Below are 17910 nucleotides of genomic sequence, written 5' to 3' on the forward strand. Positions count from 1 at the left end.
TAGATGGAATGATCTATTTTGAAAGGGAATTTGTAAATATCTTAAATAGGACAATATCTTTTTTGTAGTTATTTCCATTATTATGCTTTACTTCTTATATGGCGCAGGAGCTATGACGTAATCGGTTGATAGAGAGCTTTAAAGCTATATATCAATAGCTGACTCTGCTTTTGAAAAATAAAGAGCCGAAAATAATGTAGCTGATGGTAATAGTTTCACCTTCTTCGTCAATGATAGAGAAGGAGGTGTTTGTGTTCTTTACCATCAACGCAGTTCTTTAGAGTTAAAGTGGTGTGATAGTCTATCACTAATACCTGAAAATTTTAATTTATAAGCTTATAAAGAGTATGCATATGCTTTTTTATTTAGCTAAATACAGAGTGTTAATGTGAATTCAGTACAACTTAAAGCTAGATTCTATGAAATATCTATCTTTGCAGACTAATTCAAACTATTAGGTTAACTCATGGCACTGAAAGAAGAAATAGAGAAGCGAAGAACGTTTGGTATTATTAGTCACCCTGATGCGGGAAAGACCACACTAACAGAGAAATTACTTTTGTTTGGTGGAGCTATTCAAACGGCAGGGGCGGTTAAATCCAACAAAATTAAAATGCATGCCCGCTCTGACTGGATGGAGATTGAAAAGCAAAGAGGTATTTCGGTAGCCACCTCTGTTATGGGATTCAACTATAATGGAAAGAAAATTAACCTTTTAGATACTCCTGGTCACCAGGATTTTGCTGAAGATACCTATCGTACGCTTACTGCTGTGGATAGCGTGATCATGGTGATAGACTGCGTGAAAGGGGTGGAGATACAAACAGAAAAACTTATGGAGGTGTGTAGAATGCGAAATACACCTGTAATCTGTTTTATAAATAAGCTGGATAGGGAAGGCCGAGATCCGTATGATCTTTTAGATGAGATAGAGGAAAAATTAAATATAAAAGTAAGGCCTTTGAGCTGGCCCATAAGTATGGGTAAGACTTTTAAGGGGGTTTATAGTCTGTTCAATAAGAGTCTACATTTGTTTAAAGCCAGTAAGTCAAAACTGGAAGATGATGGCATACAGATAGCTGATATTAATGATCCGCAAATAGATAAAGAGGTAGGCGAGAATGATGCAGCACAGCTCCGTGAAGATGTGGAGCTGATTGAAGGCGTGTATCCTGAATTTGATGTTAATGAATATTTATCAGGAAATGTAGCTCCGGTATTTTTTGGAAGTGCGGTGAATAATTTTGGTGTGAAGGAGCTATTGGATTGCTTTATAGAGTTAGCGCCAGCTCCTAAATCCAGAGAGACAGAGGAAAGATTAATAGCTCCTGATGAAAATAAGTTTTCAGGATTTGTTTTTAAAATACATGCCAACATGGATCCTAATCACAGAAACAGGATCGCCTTTATAAGGGTGTGTGCTGGTAAGTTTGCCAGGGGTACTAACTATTATCACGTGCGTGCAGATAAGAAAATCAGGTTTTCTAATGTAACGGCCTTTATGGCGCAGGAGAAGGAGCTGGTAGAGGAGGCGTGGCCTGGAGATATTGTAGGGTTATATGATACAGGAAACCTCAAGATAGGAGATACTATTTCAGAAGGTGAAAAAGGGATGTATAAAGGTATTCCTAGCTTTTCTCCTGAAATATTCAAGGAGGTGATTAATAAAGATGCCATGAAAACCAAACAGCTGGATAAGGGCCTTAATCAGCTTATGGAAGAGGGCGTGGCGCAGCTGTTCACCTATGAGATGGGAGCCAGAAAGGTGGTGGGTACGGTAGGAGCACTTCAGTTTGAGGTGATTCAGCACAGGCTTAAGCATGAGTATGGAGCATCTTGTGACTTTATGTCTATGAACTTATATAAAGCTTGCTGGATTACCAGTAAGGATAAGAAGAAACTCAACGAGTTTATAGATTCTAAGTACCGTCATATAGCTAAAGATAAAGATGGTAAGTGGGTATTTATGGCTGAATCCAGAGCGTGGCTCACTATGGTGCAAGATAATTTCCCTGAGATAGAGTTTCATTTTACTTCTGAATTTTAAAATTGAGTTTGATGATTGATCAACACAATGTTCTGTTTGAAGATAATCATTTGCTGATTGTGAATAAGCCCGCCGGAGTGCTTGTGCAAGCCGATAAGACTGGTGATGTTACTTTGGCAGAGCATGCGAAAGATTATATTAAAGAAAAATACAATAAGCCGGGAGAGGTATTCTTAGGGGTAATTCACCGGCTTGATAGACCCGTGAGCGGAGCAGTAACGTTGGCTCGTACCTCTAAGGCTCTGGAGCGGATGAATAAGATATTTAAGGAGAGAGAGGTGACAAAGACCTACTGGGCTATAACTACTCACAGGCCGCCTCAAACTCAGGATAAACTGGAACATTGGCTAAAGAAAAACCAGAAAATAAATAAAACTACTGCTTTCAATAAGAAGGTCAAAGAGTCGAAAAAGGCGGTGCTGTCTTATAAGATGATTGGCAGAATTGCTGATTATTATTTATTGGAAATTACTTTAGAGACAGGTAGGCCGCACCAGATAAGGGTGCAGCTAGCTAAAATAGGCTGTACTATTTATGGAGATGTAAAATATGGAGCGGAGAGTCCTGCTAAAGATGGTAATATTTATTTACATTCGAGGAGCGTTAGCTTTATCCATCCGGTGCGGAAGGAGCCTGTAAATGTAGTGGCGCCAGTGCCGGCTAAGGATCAAATCTGGAATTTGTTTGTAAAAGGATGAAAAAACCGAATTGGCTTGAGAAATTAGAGAATAGATGGCAGGTAAATACTATTAGAGCCATATTAATTCTGGTAGTATTTGCATGTACTGGTTTTACTGTTTTCTTTTTAAAAGAGCCTATTCTTAGTAGTATTGCTCCCGCAGATGAAAGAACCTGGGTGTTTTCACTCGTTTATTATATCCTTATCTTCCCTATCTACAATGTTATTCTGCTTTTTTACGGCTTTATCTTTGGGCAGTTTAACTTTTTCTGGGCTTTTGAGAAGCGAATGTTCCGAAGAATGGCCGGAAAAAAAGGTCAATAAAAAAGACCCTTAATTTCTTAAGAGTCTCCTTTATATATTTTTAGTATTATGGATTCTGTTATTTAGTTTCCTCTAACAGACCATCAGCAAGTACTACAATCTTGTTATTAAGCACTTCAGCTACACCTCCTGTAATTACAAAAGTGTCTGTTTCTCCGCTAGAAGTCTTATATGTCAATTGTCCTTCTTCTAAGGTACTTATAAGTGGAGCGTGGTCATTTAAAACCTGAAATGATCCTTCTGCACCAGGAAGTGTAACAACACTCACTTTACCTTCAAATACCTTTTTAGATGGAGTAACTATTTCTAATAACATTTTACAGTTATAATTATAGAGTAAAGGTGCTCAAAAGAGAGCACCTGATAAAGATTTATTTTTTAGCTTCAGCAAGCATTTTCTCACCTTTTTCTACAGCTTGTTCTATAGAACCAACAAGGTTAAATGCCATTTCAGGTAGGTGATCAAGCTCACCGTCCATAATCATGTTGAAGCCTTTGATTGTATCTTTGATATCTACAAGTACACCAGGTATACCTGTAAACTGCTCAGCTACGTGGAAAGGCTGAGATAAGAATCTCTGTACCCTTCTGGCTCTGTGTACTACTTCTTTATCTTCGTCAGATAATTCGTCCATACCAAGGATGGCGATAATATCTTGAAGTTCTTTATATCTCTGAAGAATTTCTTTTACTCTTTGTGCACAACCATAGTGCTCTTCTCCAAGTACTTCTTCGCTCAAAATTCTAGAAGTAGAATCCAAAGGATCCACTGCTGGGTAAATACCAAGCTCAGAAATTTTTCTTGATAATACAGTAGTAGCATCAAGGTGAGCAAAAGTTGTAGCAGGAGCAGGGTCAGTTAAGTCATCCGCAGGTACATAAACGGCCTGTACAGATGTAATAGATCCCTTCTTAGTAGAAGTAATTCTTTCCTGCATAGCTCCCATCTCAGTAGCCAAAGTAGGCTGATAACCCACAGCTGAAGGCATACGTCCTAGTAGGGCTGATACCTCAGATCCTGCCTGAGTGAATCGGAAGATGTTATCAACGAAGAAAAGGATATCTTTTCCTTGTCCTTCACCGTCACCATCACGGAAGTACTCAGCGATAGTAAGACCAGAAAGGGCCACTCTGGCACGAGCACCAGGAGGTTCGTTCATCTGTCCGAATACGAAGGTTGCTTTAGATTCTTTAAGTTTTTCTCCATCTACAGTAGACAGATCCCATCCGCCTTCTTCCATAGATTTCATAAAATCATCACCGTAAGAAACGATGCCTGCTTCGATCATCTCACGAAGAAGGTCATTTCCTTCACGCGTTCTTTCTCCTACACCGGCAAATACAGAAAGACCAGAATAAGCTTTCGCAATGTTGTTGATCAATTCCTGAATAAGTACGGTTTTTCCTACACCTGCACCACCAAACAAACCGATCTTACCACCTTTTGCGTAAGGCTCGATAAGGTCGATCACTTTAATACCTGTGAATAGAACTTCTGTTGAAGTAGATAAGTCTTCAAATTTAGGCGCAGGCCTGTGTATTGGAAGGCTAGTCTTTCCAGAAGGTTGTGCTATACCGTCAATTGCTTCACCTACTACATTAAAAAGACGACCTTTAATATCATCACCCGTAGGCATGTTGATAGGTGCGCCGGTATCAGTAACTTCCATACCTCTCACCAACCCCTCTGTACTTTCCATTGATATGGTACGAACACGGTCTTCTCCTAAATGTTGCTGACACTCAAGTACTACTTTCTGACCGTTTGCCTTAGTTACTTCTAATGAGTCAAGGATATTAGGTAACTTAGCTCCTTCTGCATCAAAGCTAACGTCTACTACAGGGCCTATTACCTGGGTAATTTTACCAATATTTGCCATTTTTTGTTATTTGATAGAAATGATTTAGTGCCTCGATAATTTTAGCCGCAAAACTAACGCTTAATCATACATAAAACAAACTTATTTTACTACATAAAAAGCTTCTATGAATATAATTACGACTCGGTACGAAGAATAATCCTGAAAGTAGTGCCCTTGTTTTCCTCAGAGCTTTTCACGAAAATCTTTCCTCCATGATATACTTCTATGATACGCTTTGCTAAGGTAAGCCCTAAGCCCCAACCTCTTTTTTTAGTAGTAAAACCAGGAGTGAAGATCTGCTTTAGCTTAGATTTTGGGATGCCTTTTCCGGTGTCTGAGATGTCTACAAACACTCTGTAGTCACTGCCTCTAAGTATGTTAATGTTTAACTCTCCTACGCCTCCCATGGCGTCTACGGCGTTTTTACTGAGGTTTTCTATTACCCACTCAAATAAAGGAGGGTTTACTATCGCTTCAATATTTGGTGAGATAGCATCTACGCGCATCTCTACTTTTCTGGAAATTCTAGGTTTAAGATAGGCAATACTACTTCTGATAATGCTTTCTATATTTTCTTCTGAAAGTACCGGCACTGAACCTATATTAGAAAAACGTTCGGTGATTACCTGGAGTTTGTGAATGTCTTTATCAAGCTCACTAATCAGTGCTTTTTCTTCCATAGTGGCTTGGTCTTTAAAATATTCTACCCAAGCCATAAGTGATGAAATAGGGGTGCCAAGCTGGTGAGCAGTTTCTTTAGCCAGTCCAACCCACACCCGGTTTTGTTCTGCAGCTTTAGAATAATTAAAGGCCATAAAGGCAATAGATCCGAATATAGCGATTACTGACAGCTGTATATAAGGGTAGTACATGAGCTGAGTAAGTAAAAAGCTGTTTTTATAATAGACATACTGAATGCCATATATTTCATCATTTTTATCATCACGAAGCTGTATTTCTATTGGCTCATAGGTCGCTCTCATTTCTTCCAGCTCATTATAAAGCTGTTTATTAATAGCTACCTGGCTTTTGCTGGAATCAATTTCTATGTTTTTAACACCATTGATCTTGCCATTTTCAGTGATGAGTAAGGTGGGTATGGAGTTGTTCTGGAATAATATCTGATCTGTTACGAAAAAATAGGTTTCGCTTTCAAGGGGCTGATTGGCAGTGTACTCTAATGCCCTGGCGAATAGCTCTATCTGCTTGCGCTCCCTGGCTTTTAGCTGATCTATGAGTATGTCTGTGTAGTAAATAGATGCTATACTTATTATTAATGAAACTGTAAGTACAATCCATTTAAGCTTAGACTTATCATAGTAAAACTCTGCGCTTGGTGTGGTGCTGTTTTTTGCCATAGTAACGCGGAAAATTAAAATAAAAAAACCGGATAGAAAACACTATCCGGTTCTAGTAACGTCTTATAGTGAAGTTAATTTTTCATCATAAACCATTTAGCCAGAGTTTTATAGTTCACTTTCACGCCGTGCATAAGTATGCCTACTCGGTAAATTCTGCCCGAAAGCCATACAGTGCCAATAAATCCGGCTATGAGTAGTCCCATAGATAAGGCAAGCTCCCACCAAGGCACTCCGAAACCAATGCGGCCCATCATAATGATAGGTGAAGTAAATGGTATAATGGATAGCCAGAAGCTAACCGCTCCATCTGGGTTATTTACTACACTGCTCATACCAATGATACCAACAATTAGAGGCATCATTATGGGCATCATAAATTGCTGAGCCTCTGCCGGAGTATCTACTGCTGAGCCTATGGCTGCAAATAGAGAGCCGTATAATAAATAGCCACCTATGAAATAAAATATGAAAGTAAGAACTATTTGAGTAATAGGAATTGAAGCTATCAATCTCATGAGCTTTTCCGCTTCAGGTGAAGTGCTGGCTTGTTGTGCAGCATCTGCCATCTGTGAAGATTGAGACATATCTATCCCGAAAACAGCACTTGCTATTAGAGAAAAGGTACTGACCAACACAATCCAGATGATGACCTGAAATAGTCCTACAGCGGCTACTCCTAGTATTTTACCCATCATAAGCTGGAAAGGCTTCACAGTGGAGACTATTACTTCTACTATTTTACTGCTCTTTTCTTCAATAACACCTTGCATTACCTGGCCGCCATACGCAAACATGAAAATGTAGATGAGGAAACCAGTAACGTAGCCAATAATGAAAGAAATACCTGCATCATTTTCCTTTTCACCGCCCTCGCTTACATTTAGCGATTTAAGGTCTATTCTAGTCTTTAGTTTTTCTAAAATCTCAGTATCTACTTGGTAAGCCTGTAGTTTTTTCTCTTTTACAGATTCTCTGATTTTGGCTTCCAACTCATTTACGGTGCTAAAATGAGTATTGCTTTTAGCGTAAAGCGTGAAACCTTCAGGATTTTCCAGATCATAATCTGGAATGTAGAGTAGGGCGAAATCATCACTTTCTTTAAATGCTTCTTTGGCCTGATCTAAATTGCCTGTTACGGGTATAAACTTAAACTTAGCCAGGCTGTCCATATTCAAGCTGTGGCTTTCATCTAGTACCTGCACAGTTTTTTGCTTAGCAGTATCATCTTCCTTTTTTATGAAATAGAAGACCGTACCTATAATGAGCGGGAAAATAAGAGGTACAAGTATGGTCGTAAGTAAAAATGACTTCTTTTTTACTCTACTGAGAAATTCTCTTTGTAAAATAAGGAACATCTTATTCATGGCTGCCTCCTTCCACTAATGAGATAAATATTTCGCTTACACTAGGAATTTTCTCTATAAATGAATGTACTTCGGTGTTATTTATGAGCGAAGAAAGCAATTGATTGGGGCTATATTCTACGGGCATTTGAATGATACTTTTTTGAAGGTTATCTTCTGTGGTGACCTGGCTTTGCATGGAATATTCAGCAGATAAATTCTCTATAGGACCTTTATGCTCCACTATGTAGGTGCTGGACCTATAGGAGTTTTTAATATCCTTTTTAGTGCCTGATAGAATGAGTTTTGATTTATTAATCAGTGCTATGTCATCGCACAATTCCTCCACTGACTCCATTCTGTGGGTGGAGAAAATGATAGTGCTGCCTTTTTCTCTAAGCTCAAGAATTTCATCTTTAATGAGGTTAGCATTAACAGGATCAAAACCAGAGAAAGGTTCATCAAGAATGATCAGTTTAGGTTCATGCAGGACCGTGGAGATGAACTGAATTTTTTGAGCCATTCCTTTTGAAAGGTCTTCTATCTTTTTATTCCACCAATCAAAAATGCCTAGTTTTTTTGTCCAAGCCTTACTTTTTTGGATAGCTTCTTTACGTGACAGGTCTCTGAGCTGACCAAGATATACCAGCTGTTCACCTACCTTCATTTTTTTATAAAGGCCCCTTTCTTCAGGTAAATAGCCGATAGTGGCTATGTGTTTTTGAGATAACTTTTCTCCGTTTATGAGTATTTCTCCCTCGTCTGCCGCTATTATTTGGTTGATAATGCGGATAAGGGTGGTCTTTCCTGCGCCATTGGGTCCGAGTAGGCCATATATTCGCTGAGGAGAGATGCTTATGCTTACATTATCAAGAGCGGTATGTTCCGCATATCTCTTGCTAATGTTTGATACATTAAGTGCTTCCAATATATACTTAAGTTTATGTGAATCTGTAGCGTTAGTCTCAAAAGAAAGGTAAATATTACAGTTCTTTCAAGAAAAATCAGATAGAAGTTTAAGTTTTATATTGGAAAGAAGAAAATTGGTTAGCTTAAGCGGTTTTAAATATCAATAAATGAAAGAAACGCTTGATAGCCTGGAGCTTACTTTTCCTGAAAAGTGATGCTACCCATGCTAACATCAAGGTTAAAGCTTAGTAGATTTTTAGCATCTTCAGAATAGGCAGCGTTAACAAAAGTGTGTTCGTTAAGCTTTTTGAATGACTTGGTGAGTTTTACTCTGCAAAGCCAGGAGTCATTTACGGTAACTATTACAGGTATTTCATCTTCCTCTGGTAATACAATGAGGAGGCTGCCAGCACCTACACTTCCTTTTATAGTGCTTGCTACCTGAGGTTTATCACTAAAGTCTAGGAGGAGGTTTCCAAAACCGATATCAGCCACTACGTGCTTAGATTTGGAAAGGTTGAGCTGTTTAACGTTTACGGAGCCAAGGTCTACTTTTACATAGAAAGTGTCCATCACTATGCCGTTATCATTTCCTGAGAGGTAGCCAATATTTACGTCAGCACTACCAGTATAGACTTTTAATTTGCCTACAGAGAGACCAGAAAGGTCTATATCAGCTTCTCCAATGCCGTATTTAAATTGAAGATCGTAGTTTTTATTTTCTTTGAGGTATAATTTCCAGAGTTTCTGATCAGAATCATTAGAGCCGCCAAACATACGATAGGAGATGGACTGGCTGAGGCCTTCGGACTTATTGTCTTCTACGTGAAGGGCTACGTTGCAAGTTTTGTTGGTAATGTCTTTATCGTAGGTGTGAGAATAGCCATTCTCATCCTGATTACTATAAACCGTTAAAACCTGACTATTCTGACTAGGTTTAATAATGCAGCTACCATTATTCACACTAAAGTTGATATCAACTTTATCTATAGATGAATCGTCCTCTACTGAGAACTGTTTTTTTTATTTGTGAGAATGTAGTAGTTGCGCATAATACGCCAACACTTAAGAAAAAAAGTTTTCTCCGCATGGAAGATTAATACGATATTCTAAAATATGTGTTGCGTGGAGAATAAAATTTTTTCTATAAAAAAAGAGACAACTGGATTAGTTGTCTCTTTTTCTAATAGTATGTTATATTATTCGAAGAATTCTCTCATCTTTCCGAATATGCTCTTATCATTTTTCCCAGGATTTGGCTGGAAGTTTTCTGAATCTCGAAGGCTTTCCAGCTTCGATTTCTCGTCTGAAGAAAGGTGCTTAGGAGTCCAAACGTTAACATGGATCAGCTGATCTCCTTTTCCATATCCATTAAGATCAGAAATACCTTTACCTCTCAGTCTTAATATCTTTCCACTTTGAGTTCCAGCATCTATTTTTATGCGAGCCTTACCTCCTATGGTAGGTACTTCTACAGAAGTTCCTAAAGCGGCATCTATAAAGCTTACGTATAAGTCATAGACTATATTATTACCCTCTCTTACCAGTTCTTCATCTTCTTTCTCCTCTATTACTATGAGCAAGTCTCCTGGTATGCCTCCGCCTGGCGCTTCATTTCCTTTGCCAGACATAGAAAGCTGAATGCCATCACTAACACCTGCAGGTATTTTAATAGAAATAACTTCTTCTTTAGACTGTAAGCCTGAGCTGTCTACCCCTGGAGGTCTTTGATCTACCAATTGGCCTGAGCCACCACAAGTAGGGCAGGTGCTGGTAGAAACCATTTGGCCTAACATTGTATTGACAGCTTTACGTACCTGACCAGTACCTTGGCAGGTGGTACAGGTTTTAAAGGTTACGCCATCAGCTTTAACCAGCCTGTTTACCTTTATTTTTTTCTCTACACCTTCAGCTATTTCCTGGAGGTTGAGTTTTAGTTTTATTCTTAAGTTAGATCCTTTACGCTGACGACGGCCACGGCCACCACCGCCACCAAAGAAACTATCAAAGGGGCTACCGCCACCTCCAAATATATCACCAAATTGAGAGAAAATGTCTTCCATGTTCATCCCTCCGGCACCGCCGCCGCCGAAGCCACCGCCATTCATTCCGGCATGACCGAATCTGTCGTAGCGCTGTCTTTTCTCTGCATCGCCTAATACCTCATAAGCCTCTGCTGCTTCTTTAAATTTCTCTTCAGCTTCAGGGTTATCAGGGTTCTTGTCTGGGTGAAATTTTATAGCCACTTTACGATAAGCTTTTTTAATCTCATCCTGAGAAGCAGACTTGTCTACACCTAGTATTTCGTAAAAATCTCTCTTAGCCATATTTTTTAGTTTCTTTTATTAAAAAGGTTTAGTTGCCTACTACTACTCTGGCGTAGCGAATAACCTTTTCTTTTAATAAATATCCTTTTTCAATTACGTCTACTACCTTTCCTTTAAGGTCTTCAGAAGGAGCAGGTATTTGAGTAATTGCTTCGTGAAGTTCTGTGTCGAAATCCATACCCTGCTTGTCTTCCATAGGTTTTAAACCTTTTTGCTCCAGGGTCTTTTTGAATTTGTTTGAGATTAGACTAATACCTTCTTTTACTGCAGCAAGATCAGTTTTTTCATCATCAAAAGATTTTTCTGCTCTTTCAAAATCATCAACCACAGGTAAAAGAGCCTTCATAAGGTCTTCATTAGCTGTTTGTACAAGGTCTAACTTCTCTTTAGCGGTACGTCTTCTGAAATTATCAAATTCAGAATAGAGCCTTAAGTACTTGTCTTTGCTTTCAGCTAATTCTTTTTTTAGTTTCTCCACTTCACTTTCTGCCGTATTGTCTGTCTCTTCTTCCTTTTCTTCTGTCAACTCTTCCTGTTTGTTTTCAGGCTCCTGGTTTGTTTCAGTTTCTTGGTTGTCAGTATCAACGTTTTCAGGTGTCTCGTTTTGATCTATATTCTCCTTCTTCATGGTTAAAGTAGTTCTAATCTGATTGAATATTACACTCTTGGACAATTATGCTGCCAATAATAAATGTATGTCAAATTGACATTTTTTATTTATTTAGAGACTTCCAGAGCATATCTTTTAGCTCTACAAGGCCTTTTTGGGCAACAGATGATATGAAAATATATGGGATATTTTCCGGTAGTTCTTGCTTCATCTCTTCTATCAGTTCATCATCTAGCATGTCTGATTTAGAAATGGCTAAAATACGCTCTTTGTCCAGTAATTCCGGATTGTACGTTTTAAGCTCTTTAAGCAATATTTCGTATTCCTGTTTTATGTCTGCGGCGTCTGCCGGGACTAAAAACAGTAGTATTGAGTTTCTTTCTATATGCCTTAGAAATCTGGTTCCAAGCCCTTTTCCGCCTGATGCGCCCTCAATAATTCCAGGAATGTCAGCCATTACAAAAGATTTATAATCTCTGTAAGCGATAACGCCCAGGTTAGGAGTGAGGGTAGTAAAAGGATAATCAGCTATTTCCGGCTTGGCCTCTGATAGCACAGAAAGTAAGGTAGATTTACCTGCATTAGGGAAGCCAACCAAACCTACGTCTGCCAGTAATTTAAGCTCAAGGATGATCCACTCTTCTATGCCATCTTCACCCGGCTGTGCATAGCGAGGAGACTGATTAGTGGCAGTTTTAAAGTTTTCATTACCCAGGCCGCCTCTGCCGCCTTGGGTCAGTATAGTTTCTTCACCATCTTCGGTTACTTCAAACCTGATTTCGCCAGTTTCAGCATCTTTGGCTACAGTGCCTAGAGGTACCTCAAGGATAATGTCTTCTCCCTGAGCGCCAGACCTGCGTCCGCCTTCACCAGGCTTGCCCACGCCGGCAATAACGTGTTTTTGGTATTTAAGGTGCAGTAGAGTCCATAGTTGAGAATTACCCCTAAGGATAATATGACCACCACGTCCCCCATTTCCACCATCAGGCCCGCCTTTTGGAACGTGCTTTTCTCTTCGGAAATGGGCTGACCCGGCACCACCTGCTCCTGATCGGGAGCAGAATTTTACGTAGTCAATAAAGTTAGATGATGACACGCAGTATTATTTTTCTACACTTAAAGAATCTACTACTTCACTGATCTTATTGAAGATCTCATCAATGCTGCCTACCCCGTCTATAGCGCTATATTTTCCTTGTTCTTTATAGTATTCAGAAACAGGAAGCGCCTCGTCTTGGTAAACCTTTATTCTATTGTTGATTTTATCTTCGTTTTGATCATCTGCACGGCCAGAGACTTTTCCTCTTTCCAGTAAACGCGTTCTTAGTTCTTCGAAAGGAACTTCAAGAGCGATCATGCCTGAAATAGGAGTGGCTTTGCCTTCCATAAGCTTGTCTAGAGCTTTAGCCTGAGTAACGGTACGTGGGAATCCGTCAAAGATAAAGCCATTAACACCTTCAGTGTTTTTGATTTTATCATCTACCATGTCTATTACTACCTCATCGGGCACCAGGTATCCGTCATCCATATATTTCTGAGCAAGTTTACCCAGTTCTGTACCTTCTTTTAAGTGTTTTCTGAAAAGGTCTCCTGTAGAGATGTGGGTGAGGTTGTATTTGCTAATAAGCTTTTCGCTTTGAGTGCCTTTTCCTGCTCCGGGAGGGCCAAATAATACTATGTTTAGCATGGGGTTGTGTTTTTTAATAAATATAAGGGAATTTAAGGGATTAGTCTTTGAGTTGGTAAATGTCTTTTAAGTTTCTTCCTAAGCCATCATAATCAAGACCGTAACCTAGTACAAATTTTTCTGGTATGCTGAAGCCGATGTATTTAATCTTATCTCCTAAGTCATTAGAAGCCGGCTTTTGTAAGAGCGTAATCACTTCTACTGAGCTGGCACCCAGAGATCTGAATTCTTCCAGAATTTTAGTGATGGTTCTGCCCGTGTCCACAATATCTTCAATGATAATTACATCTTTGTTAAAGATGGTTTCGTTTAACCCTATGAGCTGCTTCACATTACCAGTGCTTTCCATCTCCTCATAGCTGGCTACTTTTACAAAGGATATCTCACAAGGAATGGCCACTTCTTTGAGCAAGTCTGCCGCAAACATAAATGAGCCATTAAGTATAGCTATAAACAATGGGCGTTTGTCCTCATAATCAGTGTTAAGGGCGGTGCCAAGCTCAGCTATTCTTTTAGAAATTTCACTTGCGCTAATGTATTCTACGAATTCTTTATCTTTTACAATCATAATAATCAATAAAAAAGCCTTTTGTCTCCAAAAGGCCTGCAAATATAAAAATTATATTTTAATAAGTCATATTTCAGTGTCTTGCAAGGGCTTATAGTTGGCCATTCTTGCTATAATTTAACACTTCCTTAAAGTACTTTCATTAAGTATTGATAGAAACGGATCATGCAGGTAATGTCATGCTTGTGAACCTTTTCATACGGAGAGTGCACATTATCTTCAGCAGCTCCTATAAAACACCAGTCAAAAGGATAAGGTGATGTTTGTAGCTCACGGCCATCACTGGAGCCACTGCCTTCTACTTCCAGCTGAAAGTCAATCCCTGATTCATTAGCGTGTTGAATAATTTTTTGGATATAACTCTTCCTGGGTATGTTTCGGTCTCGCATAGATACTACTACTCCACTGCCTGGGAGCACGCCATCGGTGATCCAGGTAATGTCAGAAATGAGCGCTTGCTTTATCTGCCATTTCTCATAAATAAACTTGGCCAGATAAGGTACTGAGCCCCCGCCATGCTCTTCCCACGTGCTGAATACTATAACGCCATCAGTAAGTGTTTCTGCCAGCTTTAAGACGTTATAGATTCCCAGTCTATTGTCTAGGTAGCAAGAGGAAATGTATTCTTCAGTTTCTTCAAAATTGCACTTAAATACCAGGTCTGTGCCGGTTTCTATAGGTCTTCCAAATTTGTAGAATAGCTGGTGGTCATCATTTACTTCCAGTTCACATTCTATGGGGCCAAGATTATCCTGACCTACTAACTCGTAGCCTGTTTGTGCATCTGGCCCGCCAATAGGCACTAGCTGATTTTGATACCTTACAGTAAAGCCAATAGAATCCATGTGTGCAAAAACGGCTGTTCTGGGAGATCCGAATTTTAAAATGATACAATCCTGCAACTCATCACCTTCGTAAATTTCAGGAGAACATTTCCACTGGTCTTTGTTATCATTAATATAGTCAAGTAAGAATTTTTTCATTAAACCTTCGTTTCCAGAAGGAGCATGGACTTGACAAAGGTTTTTTAATAATTTCATAAAAAAGTGAAATTTGATTATATAATTAAATTAAGGGGAATGATAACAGGTTAATTGTTTATTTTTACCCTATATTAAAAGTTTTGAATAGTAAGAATTATAAATAAATATCTTCTAAACGATTAAATGCTGAATATTTTAAACCATTCACCATCCGCCATAAATCATTTCTTATACGAAATGCGGCATAAAGATATCCAAAAGGACCGAGCCAAATTTCGAAATAACTTAAAAAGGTTAGGAATGATCATGGCCTATGAAATATCCCGAAAATTTACGTATTCAGCAAAGACAATAACTACTCCGCTTGCCGAGCATGACGTTCAGCTTATCGAGGACAAGCCGGTGTTAATAGGTGTTCTACGAGCCGCCACTCCTTTTTTGGATGGCTTTATTGAGGTGTTTGATGATTCTGATGTAGGTTTTATTGGAGCTTATAGAGTAGAAGAAGGAGATGAAATAGAAGCTACTTTAGAGTACAAGGCTACTAACTCATTAGAAGGCAAGACCGTGATATTGATTGATCCTATGTTAGCTACCGGTAAATCGGTGCTAACCTCTGTAAATACATTGGTAAATAATGGTAAGCCGGCACATGTACACATAGCTGCTGCTGTAGCAGCACCGGAGGGGGTGAGTTATATTTCTGAAAACTTAAAGACTAACCACACCATATGGACTGCGGCGCTAGATGAAAAGCTCAATGAAAAGGCATATATAGTGCCTGGATTGGGTGATGCCGGAGATCTTTGTTTTGGCCCAAAATTGTAAGTAAATTTCTATGTTACCAGAAATAGGTATGCTCATAGTTGGCCTCATTATACTCATAGTAGGAGGCGACTTGTTGGTGAGAGGTGCGTCTAGTATAGCCTTGAGGTCACATATTTCGCCCTTAGTGGTAGGGCTTACCATTGTGGCTTTTGGTACTTCTGCTCCTGAACTTTTAATAAGCATAAAAGCTGCTTTAGGTGGTAGCCCAGATATGACCATGGGTAATGTGGTGGGCTCCAATATCTGTAACCTCGGCTTAGTGCTGGGTGTAACCGCTATGATAGGACCTATTATGGTGAGGCAAGATAGTATAAAAATAGACTGGCCTGTAACTATGGGGAGTTCATTACTGTTATACTATGTAGTGAAGGAAGATGTGGGGATGATTAAAGCTTATGAGGGCGGTATATTTATTATGTTTTTAATAGCATATACTGTTTTTATAATTAGAAAATCAAGGAAAGAAACCAAAGCGAAAATGTCTAACAGCGAAGGCTTGGACATACCTAAGGCCTCTAAGAGTTTATGGAAAGATATTGCGCTGATTGCAGCAGGTTGCCTTGGACTTTATTTTGGTTCTGAGTGGTTTGTGGGTGGTGCTAAAGAAATGGCCGGTCTTCTGGGAGTAAGTGAAAGGGTAATAGGGATTACGGTGCTGGCTTTAGGTACTAGTTTGCCAGAGTTAGTTACAGCCATAGTGGCTTCATTAAAAAAACAAACAGATTTAGCCCTGGGAAATCTCATGGGCTCAAACATTTTTAATATCCTTTCTATTTTAGGTATAACCAGCATAATTAAAAACATTCATGTGAGTGATCAGATTATACATCATGACATGGTGGCAATGCTGTTAATAACGCTCATACTTTTTCCTATTATGGTATTTAAACGTGTGGTAGGGAGAATAGCAGGAGTTATATTGTTAAGCTTGTACTTAGTATATACTTATACTGTAATTAGTTAATGGAAGCGGAGATATTGAAGATATTGAGCATTGTGATGCTTACAATGCTGAAATTTATTGCAGGTCCTACCCTAGGTTTTGCCGGAGGGTTTAGTTTGCTTAGTACTATACTTATTACCATCACCGGTATGATGTGCAGTGTATTCCTCTTTACTTTTTTGGGTGATTTTTTGAAAGAAAAGGTATTTGGCAGGTTCTTTAAAAAAAAGCGAAAATTTACTAAAAGAAGCAGGCAGTTTGTTACTATCTGGAAAAAATATGGAATAGTAGGCGTTGCAGCTCTCACTCCAATAATATTTACCCCAATAGGCGGCACTATATTGCTTAGTAGCATGGGTACTCCTAAGAAAACCATAATATTTGTTATGCTACTCAGTGCTGTGTTTTGGGCATGCTTCTTCTCTAGTATTATTTATTTCTTTGGAATGAAAATACTGCCCGACTTCATGCAGTAATCAACCTTCATTCTCATCTTCATCAGGAAGCATTTCAATATCCTGAATGAGTACTGATTTAGATATTTTTTGTCCAGTAGGTGTTGCAGCGAGTCCACCAAGGGCGGTTTCTTTATATCGCGCCTCCATACTTTGTCCTACTTCACCCATGGCATCTACACACTCATCTACAGGAATTACTCCACTTAAATTTGCCAGAGCCATTTGGGCTGATGAATTGGCTATTGCCGCAGCACTGGCATTTCTTACTACGCAAGGCACTTCCACCAAACCCGCCACAGGGTCGCACACTAAGCCCAGCATGCATTGAATGGTTATGGCTACCGCGTTAAATACCTGGTCTATGTCTCCATCTAGGCAATAAACTATGGCGCCAGATGCCATAGCCGCAGCGCTACCGGTCTCTGCCTGGCAGCCTCCTACAGCTCCTGCCAGAGATGCTTTCTGTTCTATAATTAATGCTATACCGGCGCCTACCAGTAATCCTTCCAGTATTTTATGGTCTTCAAGGCCATGGATCTCTTGCAATGTGTAAAGCGTGCCAGGTAGTATACCCGAAGCTCCTGCGGTAGGAGCGGCTACAATTCTGCCCATGCAGGAGTTCACTTCTTTAGCTGCTAAGGCTCTGGAAATAAGGTTTTTAAATTCCTTAGATAATACCACTTGCTGGTGTTGAAAGACTTTTTTTGCTCCATTGTTAATCATGCCGGAGCGAGAGCTCATGTCTTCGTTAAGGCCTGTTTCTACGGCCTCTTTCATTACACCGTAGGCCTTTTCTAAGCCTGTCCATATTTCATCTGCTGTACGTCCTTTCTGCTCTTGCTCATAGTCTAGCACAGTTTCATAGAGCTTTAAGTCGTGCTCAGCACAATATTTTTTCCAGCTTGCAAAATCATTGAACAAAAAAGCCATTGTATTTTTCAGTTTAGGGTGTCGAAAATATACTCAAAGGTATCATCTAGT

The 17910-nt window shown here is 39.3% G+C and carries 18 protein-coding genes and 1 pseudogene; 6 read left to right on the forward strand and 13 right to left on the reverse strand.

Annotated features, from left to right (window positions below; genetic code table 11):
- The first annotated feature begins 466 nt into the window (after window positions 1–466).
- Genes LVD15_RS09740 through LVD15_RS09750 form a run of 3 tightly spaced genes read left to right on the forward strand, consistent with a single transcriptional unit; the run spans window position 467 to window position 3050 of the window.
- Window positions 467–2047, forward strand: coding sequence for a peptide chain release factor 3 (locus LVD15_RS09740; RefSeq protein WP_233780093.1), 1581 nt, complete (start codon window positions 467–469; stop codon window positions 2045–2047).
- An 11-nt stretch (window positions 2048–2058) separates the two neighbouring features.
- Complete coding sequence (locus tag LVD15_RS09745) at window positions 2059–2745, forward strand: RluA family pseudouridine synthase (protein ID WP_233780094.1); 687 nt, start codon at window positions 2059–2061, stop codon at window positions 2743–2745.
- Window positions 2742–3050 carry a DUF6787 family protein gene (locus LVD15_RS09750; protein WP_233780095.1) on the forward strand — a complete coding sequence of 103 codons (309 nt, stop codon included), beginning with the start codon at window positions 2742–2744 and terminating at the stop codon, window positions 3048–3050. Before LVD15_RS09745 ends, LVD15_RS09750 begins: the two co-directional genes overlap by 4 nt.
- Before the next feature lie 58 nt (window positions 3051–3108).
- Here the strand turns inward: LVD15_RS09750 and atpC are convergent, their stop codons facing one another.
- From atpC to LVD15_RS09810, 12 genes and pseudogenes are all read right to left on the reverse strand, one after another.
- On the reverse strand, window positions 3109–3366 hold the full coding sequence (atpC, locus tag LVD15_RS09755; RefSeq protein ID WP_233780096.1) for an ATP synthase F1 subunit epsilon: 258 nt from the start codon (window positions 3364–3366) through the stop codon (window positions 3109–3111).
- A 55-nt stretch (window positions 3367–3421) separates the two neighbouring features.
- The gene (gene atpD, locus LVD15_RS09760; RefSeq protein WP_233780097.1) at window positions 3422–4930 is read right to left on the reverse strand and encodes a F0F1 ATP synthase subunit beta; all 1509 of its coding nucleotides are present in this window, start codon (window positions 4928–4930) and stop codon (window positions 3422–3424) included.
- A gap of 116 nt (window positions 4931–5046) precedes the next feature.
- A complete protein-coding gene (locus LVD15_RS09765) occupies window positions 5047–6270 on the reverse strand; it encodes a sensor histidine kinase (protein ID WP_233780098.1) in 1224 nt (407 codons plus the stop codon).
- 74 nt (window positions 6271–6344) lie between these two features.
- A complete protein-coding gene (locus tag LVD15_RS09770) occupies window positions 6345–7637 on the reverse strand; it encodes an ABC transporter permease (RefSeq protein ID WP_233780099.1) in 1293 nt (430 codons plus the stop codon).
- The gene (locus tag LVD15_RS09775) at window positions 7630–8544 is read right to left on the reverse strand and encodes an ABC transporter ATP-binding protein (RefSeq protein WP_233780100.1); all 915 of its coding nucleotides are present in this window, start codon (window positions 8542–8544) and stop codon (window positions 7630–7632) included. Before LVD15_RS09775 ends, LVD15_RS09770 begins: the two co-directional genes overlap by 8 nt.
- Before the next feature lie 176 nt (window positions 8545–8720).
- Window positions 8721–9530, reverse strand: a pseudogene (locus LVD15_RS09780) (toast rack family protein); the annotation flags it as partial.
- 194 nt (window positions 9531–9724) lie between these two features.
- Window positions 9725–10852, reverse strand: a complete 1128-nt coding sequence (dnaJ, locus tag LVD15_RS09785) for a molecular chaperone DnaJ (protein ID WP_233780102.1) — start codon at window positions 10850–10852, stop codon at window positions 9725–9727.
- Between the two features lie 28 nt (window positions 10853–10880).
- Window positions 10881–11480 (reverse strand): nucleotide exchange factor GrpE, encoded by a 600-nt coding sequence (locus LVD15_RS09790; protein WP_233780103.1) that lies wholly within the window; start codon window positions 11478–11480, stop codon window positions 10881–10883.
- A gap of 85 nt (window positions 11481–11565) precedes the next feature.
- Window positions 11566–12558: a GTPase ObgE gene (gene obgE, locus LVD15_RS09795; RefSeq protein WP_233780104.1), complete on the reverse strand. Its 993-nt coding sequence runs from the start codon at window positions 12556–12558 to the stop codon at window positions 11566–11568.
- 6 nt (window positions 12559–12564) lie between these two features.
- Window positions 12565–13149: an adenylate kinase gene (locus tag LVD15_RS09800; RefSeq protein WP_233780105.1), complete on the reverse strand. Its 585-nt coding sequence runs from the start codon at window positions 13147–13149 to the stop codon at window positions 12565–12567.
- Window positions 13150–13189: 40 nt separating this feature from the next.
- Window positions 13190–13717: a hypoxanthine phosphoribosyltransferase gene (hpt, locus tag LVD15_RS09805; protein WP_233780106.1), complete on the reverse strand. Its 528-nt coding sequence runs from the start codon at window positions 13715–13717 to the stop codon at window positions 13190–13192.
- A 128-nt stretch (window positions 13718–13845) separates the two neighbouring features.
- Complete coding sequence (locus LVD15_RS09810; RefSeq protein ID WP_233780107.1) at window positions 13846–14757, reverse strand: aminopeptidase; 912 nt, start codon at window positions 14755–14757, stop codon at window positions 13846–13848.
- A gap of 126 nt (window positions 14758–14883) precedes the next feature.
- Between LVD15_RS09810 and upp the strand changes: the two genes are divergently transcribed.
- Genes upp through LVD15_RS09825 form a run of 3 tightly spaced genes read left to right on the forward strand, consistent with a single transcriptional unit; the run spans window position 14884 to window position 16947 of the window.
- Window positions 14884–15528 carry a uracil phosphoribosyltransferase gene (gene upp, locus LVD15_RS09815; RefSeq protein ID WP_233780108.1) on the forward strand — a complete coding sequence of 215 codons (645 nt, stop codon included), beginning with the start codon at window positions 14884–14886 and terminating at the stop codon, window positions 15526–15528.
- A 10-nt stretch (window positions 15529–15538) separates the two neighbouring features.
- A complete protein-coding gene (locus LVD15_RS09820) occupies window positions 15539–16492 on the forward strand; it encodes a calcium/sodium antiporter (protein ID WP_233780109.1) in 954 nt (317 codons plus the stop codon).
- Window positions 16492–16947, forward strand: a complete 456-nt coding sequence (locus LVD15_RS09825) for a hypothetical protein (RefSeq protein ID WP_233780110.1) — start codon at window positions 16492–16494, stop codon at window positions 16945–16947. The genes LVD15_RS09820 and LVD15_RS09825 overlap by 1 nt, the downstream gene beginning before the upstream one ends.
- On the opposite strand, the gene sdaAA is transcribed toward LVD15_RS09825, so the two are convergent.
- Window positions 16948–17859 carry an L-serine ammonia-lyase, iron-sulfur-dependent, subunit alpha gene (sdaAA, locus tag LVD15_RS09830; protein ID WP_233780111.1) on the reverse strand — a complete coding sequence of 304 codons (912 nt, stop codon included), beginning with the start codon at window positions 17857–17859 and terminating at the stop codon, window positions 16948–16950. It lies immediately after the preceding gene.
- Between the last annotated feature and the right edge of the window lie 51 nt (window positions 17860–17910).

Origin of the sequence: Fulvivirga maritima, assembly GCF_021389955.1 — a bacterium.
Lineage (GTDB): Bacteria > Bacteroidota > Bacteroidia > Cytophagales > Cyclobacteriaceae > Fulvivirga > Fulvivirga maritima.